19 protein-coding genes are annotated in these 22,836 nt (G+C 63.3%); 5 read left to right on the top strand and 14 right to left on the bottom strand.

The window, feature by feature from the left end; genetic code table 11:
* Positions 1–2: 2 nt before the first annotated feature.
* Positions 3–488 carry a F0F1 ATP synthase subunit B family protein gene (locus V1289_RS26085; RefSeq protein ID WP_334400008.1) on the top strand — a complete coding sequence of 162 codons (486 nt, stop codon included), beginning with the start codon at positions 3–5 and terminating at the stop codon, positions 486–488.
* Positions 489–689: 201 nt separating this feature from the next.
* Here the strand turns inward: V1289_RS26085 and V1289_RS26080 are convergent, their stop codons facing one another.
* The 5 genes from V1289_RS26080 to V1289_RS26060 form a co-directional block, all read right to left on the bottom strand.
* A complete protein-coding gene (locus V1289_RS26080; RefSeq protein WP_334400006.1) occupies positions 690–1,325 on the bottom strand; it encodes a hypothetical protein in 636 nt (211 codons plus the stop codon).
* Between the two features lie 133 nt (positions 1,326–1,458).
* The gene (locus V1289_RS26075; RefSeq protein WP_334400004.1) at positions 1,459–2,046 is read right to left on the bottom strand and encodes a GNAT family N-acetyltransferase; all 588 of its coding nucleotides are present in this window, start codon (positions 2,044–2,046) and stop codon (positions 1,459–1,461) included.
* Between the two features lie 44 nt (positions 2,047–2,090).
* Positions 2,091–3,380 carry a M16 family metallopeptidase gene (locus V1289_RS26070; RefSeq protein ID WP_334400002.1) on the bottom strand — a complete coding sequence of 430 codons (1,290 nt, stop codon included), beginning with the start codon at positions 3,378–3,380 and terminating at the stop codon, positions 2,091–2,093.
* Complete coding sequence (gene thrC, locus V1289_RS26065) at positions 3,377–4,795, bottom strand: threonine synthase (protein WP_334400000.1); 1,419 nt, start codon at positions 4,793–4,795, stop codon at positions 3,377–3,379. The genes V1289_RS26070 and thrC overlap by 4 nt, the downstream gene beginning before the upstream one ends.
* Before the next feature lie 537 nt (positions 4,796–5,332).
* Positions 5,333–6,322, bottom strand: a complete 990-nt coding sequence (locus tag V1289_RS26060; RefSeq protein WP_442896077.1) for a formylglycine-generating enzyme family protein — start codon at positions 6,320–6,322, stop codon at positions 5,333–5,335.
* A 562-nt stretch (positions 6,323–6,884) separates the two neighbouring features.
* Between V1289_RS26060 and V1289_RS26055 the strand changes: the two genes are divergently transcribed.
* Positions 6,885–7,886 carry a helix-turn-helix domain-containing protein gene (locus tag V1289_RS26055; protein ID WP_334399998.1) on the top strand — a complete coding sequence of 334 codons (1,002 nt, stop codon included), beginning with the start codon at positions 6,885–6,887 and terminating at the stop codon, positions 7,884–7,886.
* Positions 7,887–7,946: 60 nt separating this feature from the next.
* On the opposite strand, the gene V1289_RS26050 is transcribed toward V1289_RS26055, so the two are convergent.
* A complete protein-coding gene (locus V1289_RS26050; RefSeq protein ID WP_334399996.1) occupies positions 7,947–9,188 on the bottom strand; it encodes a threonine ammonia-lyase in 1,242 nt (413 codons plus the stop codon).
* A gap of 171 nt (positions 9,189–9,359) precedes the next feature.
* On the opposite strand from V1289_RS26050, the gene V1289_RS26045 reads away from it, so the two are divergent.
* Positions 9,360–10,286: a LysR family transcriptional regulator gene (locus V1289_RS26045; protein ID WP_334399995.1), complete on the top strand. Its 927-nt coding sequence runs from the start codon at positions 9,360–9,362 to the stop codon at positions 10,284–10,286.
* A gap of 9 nt (positions 10,287–10,295) precedes the next feature.
* On the opposite strand, the gene V1289_RS26040 is transcribed toward V1289_RS26045, so the two are convergent.
* A complete protein-coding gene (locus V1289_RS26040; protein ID WP_334399993.1) occupies positions 10,296–10,895 on the bottom strand; it encodes a thiamine pyrophosphate-dependent enzyme in 600 nt (199 codons plus the stop codon).
* A complete protein-coding gene (locus V1289_RS26035) occupies positions 10,892–11,467 on the bottom strand; it encodes a thiamine pyrophosphate-binding protein (protein ID WP_334399991.1) in 576 nt (191 codons plus the stop codon). Before V1289_RS26035 ends, V1289_RS26040 begins: the two co-directional genes overlap by 4 nt.
* Before the next feature lie 333 nt (positions 11,468–11,800).
* Between V1289_RS26035 and V1289_RS26030 the strand changes: the two genes are divergently transcribed.
* Positions 11,801–14,470: an EAL domain-containing protein gene (locus V1289_RS26030; protein WP_334399989.1), complete on the top strand. Its 2,670-nt coding sequence runs from the start codon at positions 11,801–11,803 to the stop codon at positions 14,468–14,470.
* Between the two features lie 27 nt (positions 14,471–14,497).
* Here V1289_RS26030 and V1289_RS26025 read toward each other — a convergent pair whose 3' ends face one another.
* Positions 14,498–14,677, bottom strand: coding sequence for a hypothetical protein (locus V1289_RS26025; RefSeq protein WP_334399987.1), 180 nt, complete (start codon positions 14,675–14,677; stop codon positions 14,498–14,500).
* 422 nt (positions 14,678–15,099) lie between these two features.
* On the opposite strand from V1289_RS26025, the gene V1289_RS26020 reads away from it, so the two are divergent.
* Positions 15,100–15,405, top strand: coding sequence for a hypothetical protein (locus V1289_RS26020; protein ID WP_334399985.1), 306 nt, complete (start codon positions 15,100–15,102; stop codon positions 15,403–15,405).
* 60 nt (positions 15,406–15,465) lie between these two features.
* Here V1289_RS26020 and V1289_RS26015 read toward each other — a convergent pair whose 3' ends face one another.
* From V1289_RS26015 to V1289_RS25995, 5 genes are all read right to left on the bottom strand, one after another.
* On the bottom strand, positions 15,466–17,694 hold the full coding sequence (locus V1289_RS26015) for a tetratricopeptide repeat protein (protein ID WP_334399983.1): 2,229 nt from the start codon (positions 17,692–17,694) through the stop codon (positions 15,466–15,468).
* A 27-nt stretch (positions 17,695–17,721) separates the two neighbouring features.
* Positions 17,722–18,042, bottom strand: a complete 321-nt coding sequence (locus V1289_RS26010; RefSeq protein WP_334399981.1) for a hypothetical protein — start codon at positions 18,040–18,042, stop codon at positions 17,722–17,724.
* Positions 18,036–20,573: a tetratricopeptide repeat protein gene (locus V1289_RS26005; protein ID WP_334399979.1), complete on the bottom strand. Its 2,538-nt coding sequence runs from the start codon at positions 20,571–20,573 to the stop codon at positions 18,036–18,038. Before V1289_RS26005 ends, V1289_RS26010 begins: the two co-directional genes overlap by 7 nt.
* Positions 20,574–20,590: 17 nt before the next feature.
* On the bottom strand, positions 20,591–20,914 hold the full coding sequence (locus tag V1289_RS26000) for a hypothetical protein (protein ID WP_334399977.1): 324 nt from the start codon (positions 20,912–20,914) through the stop codon (positions 20,591–20,593).
* A 197-nt stretch (positions 20,915–21,111) separates the two neighbouring features.
* Positions 21,112–22,770, bottom strand: coding sequence for a porin (locus V1289_RS25995; protein ID WP_334399975.1), 1,659 nt, complete (start codon positions 22,768–22,770; stop codon positions 21,112–21,114).
* Between the last annotated feature and the right edge of the window lie 66 nt (positions 22,771–22,836).

The following is a 22,836-nucleotide window of genomic DNA, read 5'->3' as shown; positions in this document are numbered from 1 at the left end:
CGATGTTCTACGAACCGGAAACCTGGGTTGCGATCGCGTTCGTCATCCTGATGATCGTGTTTGCCTATCTCGGTGTCCACAAGACGGTGCTGAAGGCGCTGGACCACCGCGCCGAACGCATCAGGGCCGAACTCGACGACGCCCGTCGCCTCAAGGAAGAAGCCGCAAAGCTGCTCGCGGAATACAAGACCAAGCGGGCCAGCGCCGAACGCGAGGCCGAAGAGATCATCTCGAACGCCAAGGCCGACGCCGAACGCATCGCGGTGGAAGCCAAGGCCAAGATGGAAGATTTTGTCGCCCGGCGCACCAAGACCGCCGAGAGCAAGATCGCGCTGGCCGAAGCGCAGGCAATCGCCGACGTCCGTTCGGCGGCGGCCAATGCCGCGGTGGCGGCGGCCTCGACCATCCTGTCGCAGTCGGTCAAGGGCACGGTGGCCGATGACCTGCTGGCGAAGGGCATCGCCGAAGTTCGCGCCAAGCTGAACTGATCGATCTCACCTGATACAAAAAGCCGGCGCGAGTTCATCGCGCCGGCTTTTTTGTTGGCTTTTAGCTGTCATCGCCCGCGAAGGCGGGCGATCCAGTATTCCAGAGACGCCAGCGATAAAAGCCGAGAAGCCGCGGCGTACGGGATACCCGCTTTCGCGGGTATGACGACCTTGCATGTGTCACGCGCCGATTGTCGACAATCACTTCTTCTTCGTCGCCTTCGGCTTCGGTTCCGGCTTCAGGGCCTGCGGGTCGAACCCGATATAGAAGATGTAGGTGTCGCCGACCGCGACCGACGGCGCCGGATATACCAGGTCATCGGCGACCAGCGTGAACGGTTCGCTGCCCGATTCCGACATCCCGACCGTGGTCTGGTAGACCTTGGTGGCGATGGTCTTCTCCGACACGCCGCCCTGCACCACGGCAACGCGCAGCGGAATCTGCACCGAGGTCGGGGCACCGGCCGGGCCGGCGATAATGCGGCCCTGGATTCCGACCCGCGCGGTGATCTCGCCGCCATTGATCTGGCATTCGCGGGCGGTCTTGGTGATGGTCGCCTGAAACTTGAGATCGTTGCCGATCGGCTGCTTGCCGGGCGCCGCCACCGCATAGGTCGAGGCGCCGGCGCGGATCTTCACGTCCGGGCAGAACAGGCCGGACTGGTCGACGTTGTCGGACCCCGGCGCCGCCGGCGTATTGGCCGCCGGCTCGTCCGACTTGCCGCCGAACAGGCTCTTGAAGCGATCGCTCAGCGATTGCGCAGCCACAGGCTGAGCCAGCAGGCTGCAGCCGAGCGCGGCCGCTATCGCGACCCTGACCAAACGATTGTCACCCATGCGACGTCCCTGACATCATCCGACCGTCTTCCAAGGCCGCCTTATAACAGCGCAATGGCGGCGAACCCAAGGCACTTAAAGGCAAGGCGCATGGAGGCACATCAGGGCGCTTCTAGGCGCCTCGTGTTGGGGTTCAGCCGCGGAAATCCTCGTGCAACAGGCCGAACAGCAGATGATCCTGCCAGACCCCGTTGATGCAGAGATAGCGCCGCGCCAGCCCCTCGCGGGTAAAGCCGCATTTCTCCAGCACCCGGATCGAGGGCGTATTGGAGGGAATGCAGGCGGCCTCGATGCGGTGCAGATTGAGCTCGCCGAACAGCGACGGCAGCAATACGCGCAGCGCCGTCGTCATATAACCGCGATGGGCATGGGGCTGGCCGACCCAATAGCCGATGGTGCCGGCCTGCACGATGCCGCGGCGGACATTGGCGAGTGTAATGCCGCCGATCATCATGCCGTCCGATTCGCGGAAGATGATGAACGGATAGGACCGGTCGGCGGCGATGTCTTCGGCATAGCGGCGCAGGCGGCGCCGGAAACCGGCACGGGAGAGATCGTCGGACGGCCAGATCGGCTCCCACGGCGTCAGATAGGCGCGGCTATGTTCGCGGAGCTGCGCCCATTGCAGGAAATCCGACATCTGCGGCGCGCGCAGCAACAGACCGTACCCGCGTGGCACCAGTGCCGCCGGTCCGCTGGATGGCAAACGAAACAGGGCCATACCTGAAACTCCCCCGCCCGCATCCGGTCGCAGGGCGCCTGCCCTCAATGCAGGAGCGTTTTCGCCTTCGACCGGGTCAATCCTTCCGCAAAAGACACCGCCGTGTCCAGACCCCTTCCGCTGCCAAGGGCGACAACCGCCGGCCGGCTGCGCGACAACAGGCCCCGCGCGGCGTCGCGGGTCGATTCCACGCTGACCGCGTCGATCCGCCCGACAAGTTCCTCCGCCGTCAGCGGCCGGCCATAGGCCAGCATGTGACGCGCCAGCTGCTCGGCGCGGGAGGAACAGCTCTCCAGCGCCATCAGCAGCCCCGCCTTCATCTGCGCCTTGGCGCGGGCGATCTCGGCTTCGGTCAGGGTTTCGACGGCGTCGTTGATGACGTCGACGATCACTTCCATCATCTCCGGCGCGTCGGCCGGATCGGTGCCGGTATAGAGCCCGAAAAAGCCGGTATCGGTATAGGGCGCGTGGAACGTGTAGATCGAGTAGCACAGGCCGCGCTTTTCGCGCACTTCCTGGAACAGCCGCGACGACATCCCGCCACCCAGCGTGTTGGTGAAGACCTGGAGCGAGAACAGCGACAGATCGGTCTGCGGCACGCCCTCGAGCGCCAGCGTCAGATGCGCCTGTTCGAGATCGCGATGCACCACGCGCGAACCGCCCTTGCCGAACATCGCCGCCTGCGGCTTCGGCGCGGGCGTGCCTTCAAAACTCGCAAAGCGCTGCGTCGCTTCCTCGACGACGCGCTTGTGATCCACGGCGCCCGCCGCCGCCACCACCATGTCCGGGCCGCGATAATGCGTCGTGAGATAACTGCGCAGCATGTCGCGATCGAATTTCTTCAGCGTCTTGGCGGTGCCGAGCAGCGAGCGCCCCATCGGCTGGTCCGGATAGCAGAGCTCGTTGAGATGCTCGAACACGACGTCGTCCGGCGTGTCCTGCGCCGCCCCGATCTCCTGCACGATGACGCTCTTCTCGCGCTCCAGTTCGTCCGGCACGAAGGAGGGATTGGCGAGGATGTCGGACAGCACGTCGAGCGCCAGCGGCACGTCGGCCTTCATCACCCGCGCGTAATAGGCCGTGGTTTCGGTCGAGGTGCCGGCGTTGAGATCGCCGCCGACCGCCTCGATCTCCTCGACGATCTCGCGCGAGGAGCGCCGCGCGGTGCCCTTGAACGCCATATGCTCCAAGAGATGCGAGATGCCGTGCTCGTTGGGCTTTTCGTCGCGGCCGCCGACCCCGGTCCAGACGCCGAGCGCGGCGGTCTCCAGATGCGGCATGGTGTCGGTGACGACGGTAAGGCCGGACGCCAGCTTGGTAACGTCGACGCTCATCCGGCAACTCCCTGCTTGGCGGCACGGCTGACCGAGCGGACGAATCGCTCGACCGCCGCCGAATCGTTTTTCATCACCGTGATGTGTTCGGATTTGGTCATCAGGCCGTCGAGCCAGGCCGGCAGTTGCGGCCGCACGCCGCAGGCAGCTTCGACCGCATCGGGGAATTTCGCCGGGTGCGCGGTCGACAGCACGATGTTGGGTATCCTGGAATCGGAACTGTCGCGATCGGCCACTGCCAGCGCGACCGCGGTATGGGGATCGACGAGATCGCCGGCCTCGCGCCAGGCGGCGCGGATCGCGGCTGCCGTTTCAGTCTCGTCGGCGCGGCCGGCGTCGAATTCCTCGCGGATCGCAGCCAGTGTCGCGTCCGGCAGCACGAAGCGGCTGGATTGCTTCAGCGACGCCATCAGCCGGCGTACGCTGTCGGCGTCGCGGCGGCTTGCCTCGAACAACAGCCGCTCGAAATTCGAGGAGATCTGGATGTCCATCGACGGCGACGCGGTGGCGTGGACCTCGCGCACTTCGTAGATGCCGGTCTTCAGCGTGCGGGCCAGGATATCGTTGATGTTGGCGGCGATCCGCAGGGTTCGCACCGGCAGGCCCATTCGCTTGGCGACATAGCCCGCAAAAATATCGCCGAAATTTCCGGTCGGCACGGTGAAGTCCACCGTCCGCGCCGGGGCGCCGAGCGCGACAGCTGACGTGAAGTAGTAGACGACCTGGGCCACGATGCGCGCCCAGTTGATCGAATTGACGCCGGAGAGCGAGACCGCATCGCGAAAGCCGTGATGGTTGAACAGCGCCTTCACGATCGCCTGGCAATCGTCAAAGGTGCCCTCGATCGCGAGCGCATGCACGTTGGCGGCGCCCGATGTCGTCATCATCCGCCGCTGCACGTCGGAAATGCGGCCATTCGGAAACAGCACGATCAGGTCGACATTATCGAGACCGGCAAACGCATCGACCGCAGCCCCCCCGGTATCGCCCGAGGTGGCGACGACGATGGTGGTACGCTGCGCGCGCCTGGCCAGCACGTGATCCATCAGCCGCGAGATCAGCTGCATCGCGACGTCCTTGAAGGCGAGCGTCGGACCGTGGAACAGTTCCAGCACGAACTGGCTGGCGCCGGTCTGGCGAAGCGGCACCACGGCTGGATGGCGGAAGGTGGCGTAGGCCTCGTTGGCCATGCGGCCGAGATCGGCGTCGGAAATCTCGCCGCCGGCGAACGGCCGGATCACATCGACCGCAACTTCCCAATAGGGCCGGCCGAAAAATCCGGCGATGGTCTGGTGCGAAAGCTGCGGCCACACCTCAGGCACGTAGAGGCCGCCGTCGCGGGCAAGCCCGGTCAGCATCACATCGCAGAAGCCAAGTGCGGGGGCCTCCCCCCGGGTCGAAATATACCGCGTCAAACCGCCCTCCAAAGGCGCGGACCTGCCGTTAAGCCTTTGATATTGATGGATTATAGTTCTCACTCCGGGTGAAAACCGTCGGGCACCATAAAGCGTTTTCGAAAGAATGGGAAATGCCATGACGCCTCGAATCGTCATACCCCGCCACCGGGTCTTGCCGTTGGCGAGCCCGATGACAGGCTCTTGCGGGGTATCCCGTGCACCGCGGCTTCTCGGTTAATCACTGACGTCTCTGGAATACTGGATCGCCCCCATGCGCGGGCGACGACATATGAGAAATTGGCACGCAGCTTCGCGGTCTCAGGGCCGATCACCGCGATGGAAGCACGCGTACCGCGAGAAGATCTGCGCCACCGTGCGCATGGTGGACACCGGCGGCCGAGATCATCGATCTCGCGAACAGCGTGATGACGGAAGTTTTGAAGCCGAGCTGAATGCCGCCATTCTTCATTTCGATTCACCGGTTGCATCTGGCTCGCCGATCCGAAGCCGCCTGCCCTTCGTACTTGAACGCTCCGCGTCACCGAAGCATACACATCATCGCGCTTGTGGACTCCGTGAGACGCACCGGAATCCGACGTGGCTGGTCGAGGTATCGATCGCCTCGGCATGGCGCGCCGCTGGGCGATAGCGGCGGCAATAGTTCGGCGCGCAGAGATGCGAGCCGCCCTTGATGACCTTGCGCGGGATTTTGACGTTGGGCTCGCGAGGATCGTAGCTGTCCTCCTCGTGGCCGCCGCGTGGATTTTCGGGTACGCAGCACGCCTTCGGCGCATCCGCCTCGTGCCTGGCCGCGTACCAGTCCGAGGTCCATTCCCAAACATTGCCGATCATGTCGTGCAGGCCATAGCCGTTGGCCGGGAAGGCCGTCACCGGCGAGGTGCGCTCGTAGCCATCTTCGTGAAGGTTATGCAGCGGGAATTCACCCTGCCAGGTGTTGGCCATGTGGACGCCACCAGGCGTCAATTCGTCGCCCCATGCGAACTCGGCGCCATCGAGGCCGCCGCGCGCGGCGAACTCCCACTCGGCTTCGGTCGGCAGATCCTTTCCCGCCCACCGCGCATAGGCCAACGCATCCGAATAGGCGACGTGCACCACGGGATGATCGTCCAATGCGCCGATGTTGCTGTTGGGCCCGTAGGGGTGCCGCCAGTCGGCTCCCTTCATGAACGACCACCACTGGCTCCAGTCGCGCAGGTCGAACGTCGATCGCGGCCGCACGAACACGAGCGAGCCGGCGTAGAGCATGTGCGGCAACGCGCCGGGATAATCTCGTGGATCTGGTGAAATTTCGGCAAGAGTCTTGTGACCGGTCGCGATGACGAAGCGCTTGAACTGGTGGTTGGTCACCGGCGTGCGGTCGATCCAGAATCCATCCACCCTCACGCGGTGCGCCGGCGCTTCCTCGGGATAATGATCGTCGGAACCCATGCGGAACATGGCGCCGGGAATCCAGACCATGTCGGCGGTCCGGCACCCCTCCGGTCGCCGTTCGTCCCGCCTGATGTCGGTCCCCAGCAACGTCATGACGCAGACCCCCGACGTGCGCGGTTACGCCCTTTCCATCGCGGCCGCGCGCGTGGTGGTAGCGCGAGGCGGAAGCAGATCAGTCAGCCCCTCTTCCCTTTTTCTGCGCATTTTTTTGGCACAACGCATTGGCGCATAAGCTTCGCAGCTCAAGGAGTTACAGGCGCGAAGCATCAGCGTGTCGATACGCTAGATGAATCTCGAACCGGTGTGATGTGCAGTTTGTGCCAATTTGCGGCGAGGTCACTTCTCAACCTGAATGTGTAATTTCGCAAACCGGTCGATTCGTCGATTTGGCCGCTGATCTGCAGACAATCTGAGTGAATCCGCGACGCAGATATCCGGATCCGCGAAGAGACCTTCATGGTTCCGCGCGCAGATCGTCGCGGCCCGACCAAGCGCGTTGTCGACGCACCAAAGTTGTGCCTAAATGTCCGCGCGGTGATTTGGGCTCGGCGGACTGCTTCATCGCGCAGCTTTCGATCGTGGTCGAAACAAACGGCCAGGCTCGTGAGCCGGGAAGCGGTCAATGCGAAGTTCTGAGGCAAGGGAGCCTCGAATCATGAGCCCGCATCTTTCGGTTAACAGCTGTCGTCTGTACAGTTTTGAGGGTCTTCATCAGGCGATACGGGGATCCCAGGTCGAGGTGATGCAACTCGGACGCGGAAAGTTTCGCGGCGCGTTGAGCCACGTCGGCATCGGAGATTTCTCGCTCAGTATTGGTTCGTTTTCCGTCGGCGTCCGCACCCAACGCATTGCGACCGACGACAAGCTCGTCATCGGAATGCTGCTGAACGCGGAAGATCCCGTCACCCATTGGTCTTTCGACATGCGGCCGGCCGACGTCCTGGTCATGCCTCCCAGTACCGAGCATGACGGAACTTTCCACGCCGCCGCTTCCTACGCGGCGATCCGTCTCGATCTGGCCGAGGTCGCCTCTCTGTTCAGGGGCGAACCACGATTGAGCGATCCAGCCACATGGATCAGCAAGAGCCATTATCGGGCGGACCCCTCGATCGGCATTGCATCGACGCGCCGATTGCCGCTGATCGTTTCCCGCCTGGCACGGCAACAGGCGGCGTTATCCGACGGTGCCGCCGATTTCTGGAAACGGGCGATCGTGGACGCCGTGACGGCAACGATCATGCATTCACTGCCACCAGACAGCCGCGGCCCGCTGCCATCGGCGATACAGCTGGTCAGGAACGTCGAGGATTATCTCGACAAGGCCGGCGCCCGGCCCGTCCACGTTTCCGAAATCTGCGCGCATTTCAACGTCTCGCGGCGGAGTCTGCATCGCGCGTTTGACGACGTTCTTGGTCTGGGACCCGTGACGTTCCTGCGACACAAGCGGCTGTGCGCCATTCATTCCGTTCTGAGGCAGAGCGACCCTGCGGCGGTCACCGTTGCCAAGGTGGCGATGCAGCAGGGCTTCATCGAACTCGGACGCTTCTCCCACTACTATCATTCGCTGTTTGGCGAATATCCATCGGAAACGCTCGGTGGCCGCGGGGCTCGGGCCCGTCAGGAGCCTCGCCGGCATGCCGCTGGAATATCTGCGTGATCGGCACGGGCCGAACCGGGTAATGGCATCCGGCCTTTTGGGAAGAACCCGTCCGCGCCGCTACTCGCCGCCAATATCGACGGCGATGTCGGCAGCCTTCAGCGCCGCAATGGTCGAAGCCAGATGCGACCGGTCCCGGGTTTCGATCACCACCTCGAGCTGCACCGCCTTGGCCGGCAGATCGGTGAAGATGCGCTGATGCGACACCTCGACGATGTTGGCGCCGGTCTTGCTCAGGACCGCGACGACGGTGGCGAGCTGGCCGGGCCGGTCGACAATGTCGAACCTCAGTTGTGACAGGCGGCCCTCGCGGGCCAGTTGACGCGTCAGCACGCCCGCGAGCAGCCGCGTATCGATATTGCCGCCGCTGAGGACCAGACCGACCGCACGGCCCTTGAAGCGCGCCTCATTGGCGAGCACCGCGGCGAGGCCCGCAGCACCCGCGCCTTCGGTCACGGTCTTCTCGATGGTGATGAGAAGGCTCAGCGCCTGCTCGATCTGCTGCTCGGTGACGAGCACGATGTCATCGACCAGTGCGCCCACGATCTCGGACGTGATCCGGCCAGGCGCCTTGACCGCAATCCCCTCCGCCAGCGTATCGCCGCGCATCGCAAGCTGCTGCCGCTTGATCAAATTGTACATCGACGGATACAGCGAGGCCTGCACGCCGACGATCTCGATACCGGGCTTGAGCGTCTTGGCCGCGACGGCGATGCCGGAGATCAGGCCGCCGCCACCGATCGGCACGATCAGCACGTCGAGGTCGGGCACCGAAGCGAGCATCTCGAGCGCGATGGTGCCCTGACCGGCGATGATCAGCGGATCGTCGTAGGGATGGATGTAGGTCAGGCGCTCCTTGCGGCCATGCTCCGCGGCGAGGGCTGCCGCTTCCTCCAGCGTCGCGCCGCCTTCGATCACGTTGGCGCCGTGCCGGCGCGTGTTCTCGATCTTCATGGTTGGCGTGCCCAGCGGCACGAAGATGGTTGCCGGGATCGAAAGGCACGCCGCGTGATAGGCCACGCCCTGCGCGTGGTTGCCGGCCGAGGCGGCAATCACGCCCCGCCGCCGTTCATCGGCGGACAGCGCCGACAGCCGGTTGAGCGCGCCGCGCTCCTTGAAGGTCGCGGTGAACTGCAAATTTTCGAACTTGAGCCAGACGTTAGCACCGGTGATGTCCGACAGCGTGCGGCTGCGCTCGAAATTGGTTCGCTTGACGTGGCCGGCGAGCACGGAAGCGGCCGCCTCGACGTCGCGGAGGGTGACCGGCAAGCGGGCAAGGGAAGCAGTCAATGTTTCGCTCATCAATGTCGCCGGTCTATTCTGTTACCTATGTAGCCGGTTAGGACCGATCGCGATACGCCCCCTTCAAGGGCGGTCTGGTCCAAAGCGGGGCCTGTTGACGTTCAACGCGCAAGTCCATTTATGGTCCTGAATGCATATGATGCTTGTGGGATGAATCATTTAAGGTAGCCGATGGATCTCAAGCAATTGCGTACGTTCCGGGCCGTGGCGGAGCTCGGGAGCCTCAGCAAGGCGGCGGACCGGCTTCGGGCCGCGCAACCTGCGCTCAGCCGGCACATCAAGCTGCTCGAGCACGAGCTTCGGGTCGAGCTGTTCGTCCGCAACGGGCGCGGCATGCTTTTGACAAGTGCGGGCCGGATGCTGCTCGACCGCACTACGGGTCTGGTCCGTCAGATCGAGCAGGTGCGCGACGATTTGCAATCGGCGAGCGGCAAGCCGTCCGGACGCGTCATCCTCGGGCTGGTTCCGACGGTGAGTGCGGTTTTCTCCGGACGGTTCGCCCGCCGCGTCATCACGGATTTTCCGGACGTCTCGCTGCGCATCGTGGAAAGCTATGGCGGGCATCTGGTGGAATGGCTGCATCGGGGCGAGATGGATCTGGCGATCACCTACGGCCCCGCGGTGGATCTCCATCTCCAGGTGCAATCGATCGGACGCGAAGACATCGCCGTGGTGGGGCCGCCGGGGTCGGGCCTGAACAGGAAGAAGCATGTCGACCTGAAGTGGCTGGTGAAGCAGAACCTGATCGTTCCCAGTATTTCGCATGGTCTGCGGGCGTTGCTGGAAAAGGCCGTGGCGCGGGAAAAATTGACGCTCAACCCGCTGATCGAGGCCGATTCCTATCGCGCCCAGATCAGCCTGATGGAAGAGGGACTCGGCTACACGCTGCTGCCGCCCTCCGCGATCCGCGCCGAACTGGCGGCGCAGCGCCTGGAGATGGCCGCCCTCGTCAGCCCGTCGATCTCGCGCGAACTCATCCTGGCGTCGCCGATCGACCATCCCGCGTCGATCGCCACGACAACGATCTCGACGCTGATCATGTCCGAAATCGAGCAGCTCGAGAAGGAAGGCTTCTGGAAGATCAAGATGACGGTATGACAGCGCGCCTCAATTATAAAGCGCGCTGTCGCCCAGGACCGACTGCCGGAAGCGCGTCGTCAGGATGACGCCGTCGGACGGCGGCATCACAAACACCAGCGCCTCGGGATGGATCTTGATCTGCGCAAACACCGGTCCGCTTCCCTGATGCGCGAGATCGCGGATCTCGGTGACCTCGGCTTGCGTTCTGACCACCCGCGACGTCCGAATGCCGGCCGCAGCCGCCATCGCCGCCAGATCCACGCCGGCGGCGGTGTGGGTCTTCTGCATGCCGGTTTCGCCGAAACGCTCGTTGTCGAGCACCGCGATCGTGAGATTCGCGGGCTTCTCGACCGCGATGGTGGCAAGGGCGCCAATGCTCATCAGCATCTCGCCATCACCGGTGATGACGAGCACCCGCCGCTTCGGCTGCGCCATCGCAAGCCCCAGCCCGATCATGGAAGCGGCGCCCATCGCGCCCCACAGCGGAAAATTATTGGGGTGATCGCCCGCGGCCGAGACGTCCCAGTTCGGCGCGCCGAGGCCGGCGATCACGAGCAGATCGCCCCGCGCCCGCAGCAGTTCATTGACGACGTCACGACGGTGAAGCAACGCATTCGGATGGGTCATTTGCGGGCAAGCTCCTTGAAATTCTTGGCGCCGAGCACGCGCTGTCCGATCAGGACCGCCGCCGGCCGCCAGGTGTTGAAGGCGAGGTTCGCGGCGCCCTGGACCGTCGAGGCGACCAGATCGGGCTCATCCGCCCGCGTCACGATCACGCCCATCGCCTCCAGCACCGCGCGCGTGCCCTGCCCCATCGGGATCTGCCATGGGTTGAACTCACCCCAATCGCCGCGCATCGTCACGATCATCAGCAGCGGCATGTGGCAGATGGCGGGCAGCGAGAGCATGTTGATGCAATTGCCGACGCCGCTGGACTGCAGCAGGAGCACGCCGCGTTCGCCGCCCAGCCAGGCGCCGGCCAGCATCGCCACGCCTTCTTCCTCCGTCGTCAGGGTGACGAGGCGGGTTTCCGGATCGGCCTCAAACGAACGAATCAGACGGCTATGGCCGGCGTCCGGCACCATGGCGACCTGCCGCACGCCCGCGTCCTTCAGCGCTCGGTAGACCTCGTCCGGCCATGACGGCAGGGCCGGCGGGGATGACCCCTGGCCTCCGGTTTTTGTTCCAATATCTGCCATAGAACTGCATTCCCTGTTCGATTTGCGCACCTGATCTGCGCCGAGAGTAAACTGTTGCCGCAAAGCTGCGAATTTCAATGTCGACATGGCTTCTATTGCAAATTTGAAACCCTCGGCACCGGCCGTGCAGGCCCGTGATCGGGGCTGCACGCAGGGTATTCACCCGCCTTCGGTTCGGATCATTAGCGAATTCTTAACGATGATATCTTTCCGCCGGACGGAACCGGCGCGAAGAACCATTTCAACACTGATCGGCCATAGGCTTTCGGCCAAAACGGCGCTTCCGCCCGGGGTAAGACCTCGTGGCTTCCAGGCGGGCACCAGGGTTGGATAATGCTCGGACACGATTGCGCTGTGATAGAGGACCCGGATTTCCTGCTGGCCGCACTTGAGCGGGCGAACGATGCCGTCGTGATCGTCGACAGCGATCTGCGCGTCAGCCATTTCAACGCGGCAGCCGAACTCGTCTGGGGGCTGGACCGCACGGAAGTGCTGGGTCGTCATGTAGGCTGTCTGGGGCTTGGAGATCTGCAACAGCATTCGGCGCCGGTCTCGGGTGAAACGAGCGGCGACGACGCTTTCAGGACACACAGCTCCGAGATCACGATCACGCGCAGGGATGGCAGCCGGATTCGCGCCGCGCTGTCGCTTTCGCCGGTCGAGGCCGACGGCCAGATCTCGACCATCGCATACGTTCGCGACATCACCGCCGAAGCCGACCGTCGCGCACGATTGGCGCTGCTTTCAGAGGTCGCGGACCGCACCAACCGAGCCGTCGTCGTCACCGATCCCGACCGGAGGATCGTCTACATCAACGCGGCGTTTACAGGAATGTTCGGCTACACCCCCGAGGAAGCAACGGGACGGCAGGTGCGAGAGCTGCTCGTGGGTCGCCATACCGACCCCGGGACGCTGGCCAGGTTGCGAAGCTGGATCGGTGAGGAAAACGGCGGTGAGGAGGAAGTCCTCGCTTATGACAAGAACGGCGACGAGATCTGGGTCTCGGCCAACGTCAAGGCGTTCCGCAACGCCCGCGGCCGGGTCAAATACGTGTTCGCCCTGCTGACCGATATCACCGAGACCAGGCAGTTGCGGTCGCTGCAGCAGCTGATCATGAACGCACTGGCCGATGAAATCCCCTTGACCGATATCGCCGATCGGCTTTGCCGGCGTGTCGAGGAGATCGCGCCCGATGTCGTGTCCTCGCTGCTCCACATCGACGCCGCTGGACTAATTCATCCGCTGGGCGGCCCCAGCCTCCCCGAAGATTATTCCCGGGCGCTGGATGGCGTCGCCATCGGTCCGGATATCGGCTCCTGCGGTTCCGCGGCCTATTACGGCAACGCCGTGCTGGCGCAGGATATCGACACCGATCCGCGCTGGCAGCCGTTCAAGACCCGGCCGCTCGAGGTCGGCTTGCGCGCCTGCTGGTCGACGCCGATCAAGGGCAAGGATGGCCGCGTGATTGGAACCTTCGCCTTCTATTTCAGGGAATGCCGCCCGCCAAGCCGCTGGCATCAGCGCATCGTCGACGCCTGCGTCCATCTCGGCGCGCTGGCGATCGAGCGCAAGGAAGCGCGCGCCCAGATCGCGCGGCTCGCCTATTACGATACGTTAACCGGCCTGCCGAACCGCGCGCGCCTGCGCGACATGATCGCCGAGGCGGTCCAGGCCTGTCCCGCCGGCGGACACGTCGCGTTGGCGTTTCTCGATGTCGACAATTTCAAGGACGTCAACGATACGCTTGGACACTCGGCCGGCGACGAATTGCTGGTCGAATTCGCCCAACGCCTGCGCGCGCAGATTCAGCCGGGCGACCTGCTGGGACGTCTCGGCGGTGACGAATTCGTGATCGTGTTGCCGAACCGCGACGCTGCCGAGGCTTCAACGGTCGCTTCGCGGATCACGGAAGCTGTCTCCACGCCGCTCCAGATCGGAACCAAGCAGGTGCCAATGTCCGCCAGCATCGGCATCAGCATCTATCCGGACAACGCTGATGACATCGATACTCTGATACAGCAGGCCGATGCGGCCATGTACAAGGCCAAGCGCGCCGGCCGCTCCACCTATCGCTTCTTCTCGGCGGACATGGACCGGCTCGCCGAACAACGGCTGGCCCACAGCGCGGCGTTGCGCAATGCGATCGCCAACGATGCCCTGAAATTGCATTATCAGCCGCAGATCCGGACCAGCGATGGCGCCATCCATGGCGTCGAGGCGCTGGCGCGCTGGCATGACCCGGTGCTCGGCGAGGTCTCGCCCGCGAAATTTATCCCGTTGGCCGAAGAGTGCGGACTGATCGAGCAGATCGGCCTGTGGTCGGTCCGCGAGGCCTGCCGGCAAATGGCGGAATGGCGCAAGGCCGGGCTGGATATCCCCTGCGTGTCGGTCAATCTGTCGCCGATCAATTTCCAGAACGTGAATCTGGCATCAGTTGTCGCCGGGATCCTCGCGGATCACGGCCTGCCAGCGGAAGTGCTGATGCTCGAGATCACCGAGGGCGTGTTCCTGAACGAGCGCTCGGTCGCGATCGAGACCATGAATGCCCTTCGCAAGCAGGGTGTCGGCCTGTCGCTGGACGATTTTGGAACCGGCTATTCGAGTCTCAGCCGGTTGGCGCATCTGCCAATCCGCGAGCTGAAGATCGATCGCAGCTTCATGCGCGATGTCGAGAGCGACCCCACTGCGCGGGCGATCGTTACCACCGTGATCCGCGTTGGCCAGAGCCTGCAGCTCACCGTCGTGGCCGAAGGGGTCGAAACAGATGGGCAGCGAGACTTGCTTGCAGAACTTGGATGCGACGTCGTTCAGGGATTTCTCTATGCGCGCGCGCTGTCACCTCCTGCGTTCGGGCGTTGGCTGCTTGACCACAGCGCCGCGCGGGCGAGTGCGATGCTCAGGCGCGTTGGCCGATCCCTGGCCCGGCCGCCGGCCGGGTCTTCGCCTCATGATGCGCAAGCGGGCGCGGGATCGCATCAGGCGGGCGTCGCCAATACCATTTAGGCAATGGTTGGCACTCTCTGCACGTGATCACCCGATGTGCCATCGGCCTTTGTGAATATCGAACTTGACCGAACCCTCGCTCCGCATTTTCATCAGGAGCGATTGGCATGCTTCCTCATTCGGAATATTGGCGCGCCGCATCACCTCGAACACCTTAAGCGGCTTCTCGCGCAGCGCGTCCAGAATCTTCTCTCGCTCATTTAACATCGCTCAAACCCCTTTTGCTTTTCGACGGTATGGCCCACGAGCGCAAAATTGCAAGCGGTTAAAAGCAATTCGACTGCCGCAACATGTAAGGAGGGCTGGCCAACGGGTCCGCGCGAGGCGCGGCCCGATGCCAGATTCCGGCTTAACCCGCCTTTTGTCATCAATGGAGGGCGACTATGCTTCGCTACCCCTGCGGGCCGATCCGATTTGCAGTCGGCCCGAATCTTACCTAGCGTAGCCGAAATGTTGGGACGAAAACTTCAATGCAGCCTGATCGATCGAATGCCGCCAGAGCATGTTCGGAATGCACGGCCTGCTGTGACGGCTGGCTGAGGATCACTGTCCGTGGTCAGGATGTTTCGCCGGGAAATCCCTGCCGCTTCAGTGTCGCGCACAAATGCAGCATCTACCAGGACAGGCCGGTGGATCCGTGCCAGCAATTCATTTGCGGGTGGCTCGCCGACAACAGTCCGCTTCCCGAATGGATGCGGCCGGACAAGGCGAATTTGATTCTGCTTGCCTCAAACTTTCAGTGGCGGGGCGTCCCGGTCCATGTTGCCGTCGCCGTCGGCGCACGGCCGAAGGAGAAAGCGATCAACTGGCTGAAGGAGTTTTGTCGGCAGAGCCAACGGCCGCTGATCTTCCAGACCGACGGCGAATGGATCGCATATGGCCCCCCGCAATTCCAGACCGAAATGGCGGAGAGCGGCAGGAATCCGTGGACGTGACCGAGCGACCCTGCGCGAATTGCGATCCGCGGAGCTCACAGTGAGCAAGGGTTTTCCAAACTACTTGCTGCCGGGATTTCGTACCGCTTTGTCCAAAAACTCCTGGAGCGATGCGATGCAGCCAAGGTCGCGATAGATCCGGTGCTTCCGGTCGCGTATTTGGGCGGACAGTCGGCTTCGCTTCGTTACCTCGCGGCCGAGCGCGCCTGCAATGTCGACATATTCATCGACGGTCCGCGCGGTGGTCTCGCCGACCCCCATCATGTCAAGGATTGCCGCCGCGTGGCGGCCGCGCATCATCGCGCCGGCCAATGTCACGATGGGAAGATCGTGAACGAGGCTCTCGAGGATCGAATTGCAGCCCGACCAGCCGATGCTATCCAGCACGACGTCGCATTGACCGATGGCGGCGACGAACAGATCCGGCGCCAGCCGGGGCAGGAAAACACAGTGATCGCCGGCGTCGAGTCCGGCGGCCTTGAAGGCGCGTTCAAGCCTATTTCGGAACAAGTCGGTGACGCCGCTACCGCCTCCGAATTCGATGAAAGCAAATTGGGAGTCGGGAACCTCCGTGGCGATGCGCACGAAGACCTGGTCGAATTGCGGCAGGTACTTTGGCAACGATTGGCCGCACCAATAGACAACGGCATGGTCGCGCAGCCCGAGCCCGGCTCGATCCATCGCAGGCGGCGAAACGTCCGGCGGTTCGACGTAGATCGATAGATTGGGCAACCGCACCAGTTTTTCAGAATAGTGACCGGCGGCATCCGCGGGTTCCATGAGATCGCTGCTGATGAAGTAATCGATGGTCGGAAATCCCGATGTGACCGGATGTCCCCAGGAAACGCATTGAACCGCGGCGAACCGCTGCGCCGCGAGTTGCGCCGACACCTTGTCCATGCCGATTTCGGGAAAGATCAGAACATGCGGCGCGTCGTCGAGGACCGCGCGCCGCCACCCGTCGAGCGATAGCGGACCCTGCACGAAGCGGTCGCACATCGCTGCCGCCGCCTCGGTCTCGCCATCGCGTTCAGGATTCGTGTAATAGCCGGAGACGTGAAACCGATCGCGGTCCAGCATTTTGAGCCATCCTTTGATCGGGATCTTCCAGTTCGAATGCTGCCGGAAAAACCCGCTGACGATACCGAGCCTGATCTTCTCGCCCGGGGCGGGCGGATCCGGGAAAATCGGCGTCTGATATCTCGCAGCCATGATTTTGCAGACCAGCGCGCCATAGCGAGCTTGAAGCTCGCGGTCGTTGCGGCCCTGATAGGGAAGATAGAACGGCTGATGCGACCCGATTGCCTCGGTGAGAGCGGTGGGGACGGCCGAGCGCTCCAGATTCGCGGACAGTTTTGCCAGCCGGCCTGCATAGGCCGCGCGCCGCTCGTCGATCTCCGCCGCATCCGCGTAAAGCGCCAGCAGCTCCGCCATGCACAAAGCGAGTTCGGCTTCCGCAAAATCCGGCCTGAGCGCAACCGCGCGCTCGAAATGCGCCCGCGCCTCCGCGATCCTGGCTTCGCCGCGCAGCGCGACGCCACAATTATAGTGCGCCATGAAGAAGTTCGGCTCGAGCCGCAGCGCTGACCGATATTGCGCGATCGCTTCCTCGCGCCGGCCGAGGCTGCGGAGAATATTGCCAAGATTGTTGCGGGCGCCGGCGCTGTCCGGACGCAGTGCGACCGCCCGCTCCGCATGGGCCAGCGCTTCGGGCAGCCGATCGCTGTTCTGAAGCAGCAAAGCCAATTGGAGATGGGCGTCGACAAAGTCAGGGCGCAGCGCGATGGCGCTGCGGTAATGCTTCTCGGCGTCAGGCCTTTGACCAGCCAGTTCGAGCACCGAGCCCAGATTGAAATGGGCAAGTGGCGAATCGGGCGCGGCTTTCAGGACCTGTTCGAACTGCACCAATGCTTCGTCGAGGCGCCCGAGCGACCGCAATCCGCGTCCGAGATTGTTGCGCGCCTCGATATATCCGGGATTAAGCGCCACCGCGCGCTCGAAGCAGGGGATCGCGTCGGCAAACGATCCATTGGCGGCGAGGATCACACCGCGGTCGTTGTGGGCCTCGGCAAAATCCGGATCGAGGGTCACGGCCCGGTCGAGCAGCGACACCGCATCGGGCCGCCCGAGCTGATGGGCGACCACGCCGTAGAGGTGAAACGCGCGCGCGTTGTCTGGATCACTATCGCAGACGGACTGGTAGAGCCGCTCGGCCTCAGCGAGACGGCCGGCGCGATGGTGCGCCATCGCGGCTGCGAGCGTCTGCTCTGAACGGCCCCCCGCGGTCATGCCCCTGTTCCGAAACCAGCCCCCCGTTCAGCGCCCGTCGCAAGACCGGTAGCGACCGAGACCCAAATCTCGCTCGCAGGGACTTCCGTAGACCCAGACCGGCTGATCGCAGGGCAGCGCACGCGTCGACCGAAACGGCGTATCGCAGGCGATGTTCTGGGCGGGATGCAGCACCAGCGTCGGACCTTCATAGGGCGCCGGCGCGACCGGTTGCGGCTGGTATCGAACAACATGCGCGTGACGATGATGTCTTGTATAATTTTTTGGCGCCTTATAGGCATCGGCCCATCCCTGGCTGGTGCCGAATGCCACCAAAGAAGCCAGCGCGACGACGATTCGCATCAACATGGTTGCTCTCCCTTATTTCCCGCAGCCGTCTCGATTGAAAATGCCGCTGGCCTCTCGCCGGAAAGCCAAGTCTGCCACATTCGCGCGTAGGCCGCCTCGATATTTCCCGTCAACTTTGGCAGATCGAACAACGCACATGTGTCACGGTTTTCCTGCAAGGTTCGCCGCAGCGCGGCCAAGCGTTGCGGGTCACGCGCCAGCGCCAGCGCGGTCTGTTCATATTGTTCGAGCGATTGGGTGATCAATTCGCCCATGCCGGTCGCTGTCAGCAGGCTGCCGGCGACGCGGCCGGCGAAGGTTTCTCCGCTGCAGGTGAGCACGGGAACTCCGGCCCACAGCGCATCGCTCGCAGTGGTGTGGGCGTTGCACGGCAAATTATCGAGAAACAGGTCGGCATGCCGGTGGCGCCCGAGATGCTCGGCTGACGGGACGACCGGGGCGAAGACCAGCCGGGTGGGGTCGACGCCGCGTTTCCCGGCTTCCGCACGCAGGTTCTCTTTCACGAGCTGGTTGGCCTCGAGCAGCCACAAGACGCTGCCGGGAACCGAACCCAGCAGGCGCATCCAGATATCGAAAAATGCCGGCGACAGCTTGTAGGCGTTGTTGAAGCAGCAAAACACGAGGCCTTCGGCCGGCAGGCCACATTGCTGCCGCGAAGCGCCAGCGGTCACCTCGCGCCGCCTGTCGTTCACCTGATAGCTGCAGGGAAGGTGGACCAGCCGCTCCGAAAAGAACGGCTGCTGGCTGGCCGGAACGACAACGGGATCGACGATGAGGTAGTCAATGAAATCGGCCCCCATGGTAGCGGGGTAGCCGAGATAGCTCACCTGCACCGGCGCCGGGCGATGGGCCGAAATCGCCGGTCGCGCGTGATGGGTATAGCCCTTGAGATCGATCAGGATGTCGACCTGGTCGGCGTGAATGAGCCGTGCCGCTTCGCGGTGAGACGCGGCGCGGATGTCGACAAAGCGATCGAACCCGCGCGCCAGCCGCGCACGCATCGGGCTGTTGTCGTCTGGACCGTAGGAATAGGCGAAAACCCCGAAGCGGTCGCGATCATGGCGCTCGAACAACTCGGCCATCAGCCCCGCGGTGGCGTGCTGATGAAAGTCCCCCGAGAGATAGCCGAGCCGGATGCGCCCGCGCCCGACCGATACCCGATGCGCGAAGACCGCGTCCGGCGGCCTGATCGGCTCGATCCATTGCCGGGCGCAGACCAGTTGATCCCTGGCGGATGCCGGCGTCGAGAGCAGGTAAAACGGCGGGATGCGAACCCCCTGCCGCACCATGCCGAGGAGCTTCTCCTGATCGGCAGTGTAATCATCCCAGGCGCACGCCTGCGCGCGATGATAGGCGAACTGGCCGAAGGCATCGGCGTAATCGGGACGAAGCCGCAACGCGTTGCGATAGGCCGCGATCGCCTCGGACAGATTGCCGAGCTCTCGCGAGGCGTTGCCGAGATTGTAAAATGCCTCGGGGAAATCGGGCCTGTGCGTCAATGCCTGTTGGAACGCCGCCCGCGCATCCTCGAACCTGCCCTGCGCCAATAACGCCGTCCCCAGATTGTTGCTTGCATCGGCGTGACCGGGCATGCGCTCGAGCAAGGCGCGGTAAAGATCGATCGCCTCGCTTGCGCGTCCGAGTTCCTGAAGCACGATGCCGGCATTGTTGATCGCGTCGGTGTAATCCTTCCGGAGTTCGATGGCCCGGCCGTAATCCGCCAGCGCCGCTTCCAGTTTCGACTGCTGCTGCAGGACCGTGGCGCGATTGTAGATCGCCTCGGCATAGTCCGGCTGCAGCTTGACGGCATCGTCAAAAGCCGCGAGCGCCGCATCGGGGAGACCCTGGTCCTTCAGGACCGTTCCCAGATTGTTGTGAACGACGGCAATGCCGGGGTTGAGCGAAATGACCCGGCGATAGGCCGCTTCGGCGGCTTTCAGCTCATGCTGTTGATGCAGCACACCGCCGAGATTGAACCCGGCCTCCGCGTAGCCCGGCCTGAGCGTGAGCGCGTCGCGATAGGCCGACGCCGCCTGGTCGAGCCGGCCCTGCATCTGAAGCAGCACGCCGATGTTGTTGTGCGCCTCGGCGTAGTCGCGCCTCGCCGTGATGGCGGACCGATAGGCTGCCATGGCTTCGTCGAGATCGCCGTGCTGTCTCAGCGCGTTGCCGAGCGCCAGGAAGGCCTCCGCGTAATTCGGATCGAGTTTGATGGCCTGCCGGTGCGCGGCGATGGCGTCCACCAGCCTGCCCTGCTGCTGCAACACCGATCCGAGATTATTGTGACTTGCCGGATAATCCGGCCGGAGCTCGATCTCTCGACGAATCAGCCGCTCGGCGCTTGTCAGATCGCCCTGCTGAGCGGCGATGATCGCAAGGTTGCCATGCGCCGCCGCGTTGGTGGGATCCATTCTCAGGACCGAAGCATAGAGCCGCTTCGCATCTCCTATTCTGCCCTTGCGGTGTGCTGCCAGGGCGTCTTCCAACAGCTGTTGCGGTGTCGAATGTCCCACAGCGTCGTTCGTTCTCACGCCGAATCCGGCCGCATTCAATCGGGCTGCCGATAATTGGTGTACTGGATATCGAAACTGGTCGCGCCATAGAGCTTCACATAGACGATCGGACCGGTGAGCTTGACTTCGTCGATCGAGCGCGGCCCCTTGAACAGGGTTCCCTCGTTCTCGTGGCCGGCGGGATAGATCACGGCCTGGCCCGTCGGCGGCGTGAGCGTGACGATCATGGTCACCGCGGTCGCCGATTCCGGAATGTATTTCGACACGTCGACCTTGATCGGTGTCGGCTCGACGGGCTGATCAGGCGGAACTTCAGCTTGTGCGAATTGCACCAGGGCCGGCGGCGGCTGCATATCCATGGTCTGGTTCCCTGTAACGCTTGCAGGTTTGCCAAATTCTACCCTGGCGAGGCGCCGGTAAAATCAATTTCTTGGGGCATCCTGCCGGCGTTCGACGATCGATGGCGATTGGACTTCCCGGCCGCGATCGAAGCAGATCGCCTAAAGCGAAGGGGGACCCGTCGCCAAGTCCCCCTTCATCCCCAGTTCGCTGGCGCTCAGAAGTTGAACGTCATACCCGTGGTCGCAGCTCTGATGGTTGCGCCACCGATCGTGTTGTTGAACTGATCGCGAGAGCAGACCTGGTAGCCATGGCCACTCGCACCAAGGCAGTAGTGCGCGCCCGGACCTTGATTGAGCTGGGAGCCGACAATGTACCAGCTGGCCCAATCGCTGAAGTAGTAGCGGGCGCCGATCGCATACTGGCTGGCATCATTCGAGAACAGGTTTCCTTGTAGTGTTGCCAACGGTGCCAGCGCCGGATCGTTGACACTCAGCATCGCCGGGTTGCCCGGGCTCTTGAAGGCGTGAGCGTAGGAGGCGCTGAGGGCCCACATGCCAATCTTCTGCGTGGCGCTGGCGAATACGGCATCGCGCGAGCGTTCGTTGAACGGTTGTTCGGCAGGGGTCACCTCGCGCCGGATCCACTCGTAATAGGCATTCAGCTGCAGGTCGCCGAGACCATCGTTGAAGTGATAGCCGCCGCCCACCTTCGCAGCCCATTCGTTGTGCGTGCCGGTCAGGACTTGCGAACCATCAGCCAGGAAGACCGGAGCAAACGCGGGCGTACCGGCCAGGGCGGGTTCGAGCCCGTCGTCGCCGTGACGATTGACCTGTTCATGGAGCTCGAAGGCGGCGATCGCCGAGAACGGCCCGTTCTTGTAGGTCAAAGACGCGCTGTAGGCGTTGCCGAAGGAGCCGTCGGTGCAACCATTGCCGCCGATATTGCCGGCAAGCGCGCCGCCGGTGTTCGGGAAGTTGCTGCCGCTGCCGCGCGCCGACGCGCCGTTGCATTGAAATAGATCGCCGTATGCATAGTCGCTGTTATCCCTGGCCTCGTTCTGGCCTGGCGAGATCAGCGCACTGAGCTGGAAGCCGTTGAAGATCGGCGACTCATACCAGATCGCGTGATTCATACGCCAATCGAACTCGGCGCGGTTGTCGCCGCCGGTATTGCCCATGATCGAATTATAATCGCCAAGCGTTCGAGTGAACGGATCCATCGCCGCTGTGGATTTCTTGTACGGTGTATCGGTTTTACCGGCCTTGATGGAGCCCCACGGCCCCTCCATCCCGACGAAGCTGTCGCGCGTTCCGAACGCCGCGCGCTCGGTTGGCGCCGACGCGAAATCGACTTGAGATTCGATCTGGGCCACGACGGCCATGCCGTCCCAGCCATACGGAGCGAGGTTATGCCTGACGCGAATACCGAAGCTGGAAATGTTGCTCGCGACGCCGAATTTCGTTCCCTGATCGTAAACTGACGGATTGAAGACGTCGCCGGATATATCGATCGATCCATAAAGCGTAACCGTCGTGTTATCGATCAGCGGTCCCAAGGGACCCGCTTTTACCGGAATGCCGCCAATCGTCATGCCGCCGGGCTTGGGTGCCGGTGAGGTCGCGACGCCGGCGTGCAGAACCGGATTGCCCTTGAATTTGCTGGGGTCGGTAACGGCCGGCGCGGGCGCCGGCGCCGCTGCTACCGGCTTTGCCGCGGACAGGCTGCGCACTTTTGCGCGCAGCTCGGCGTTTTCTTTTTCGATCTTGTCGAGCCGCGCCATCACGTCATCGAGTGTCGCAGATCGTGCCGCACCGCTGAACGAGACCAAGCAAAGAGCGGCGCAAGCCGTCCCCGATAGAAGCGTATTCCTCATGACGTTTTTTTCCCCGCGTTCGTAGTCGATTCAACTTACGAGCGTGGGGAGCGTAATGTATACCAA

Origin of the sequence: Bradyrhizobium sp. AZCC 2289, assembly GCF_036924615.1 — a bacterium.
Taxonomy (GTDB): domain Bacteria; phylum Pseudomonadota; class Alphaproteobacteria; order Rhizobiales; family Xanthobacteraceae; genus Bradyrhizobium.
This window is presented reverse-complemented; position numbering and strand designations above follow the sequence as displayed.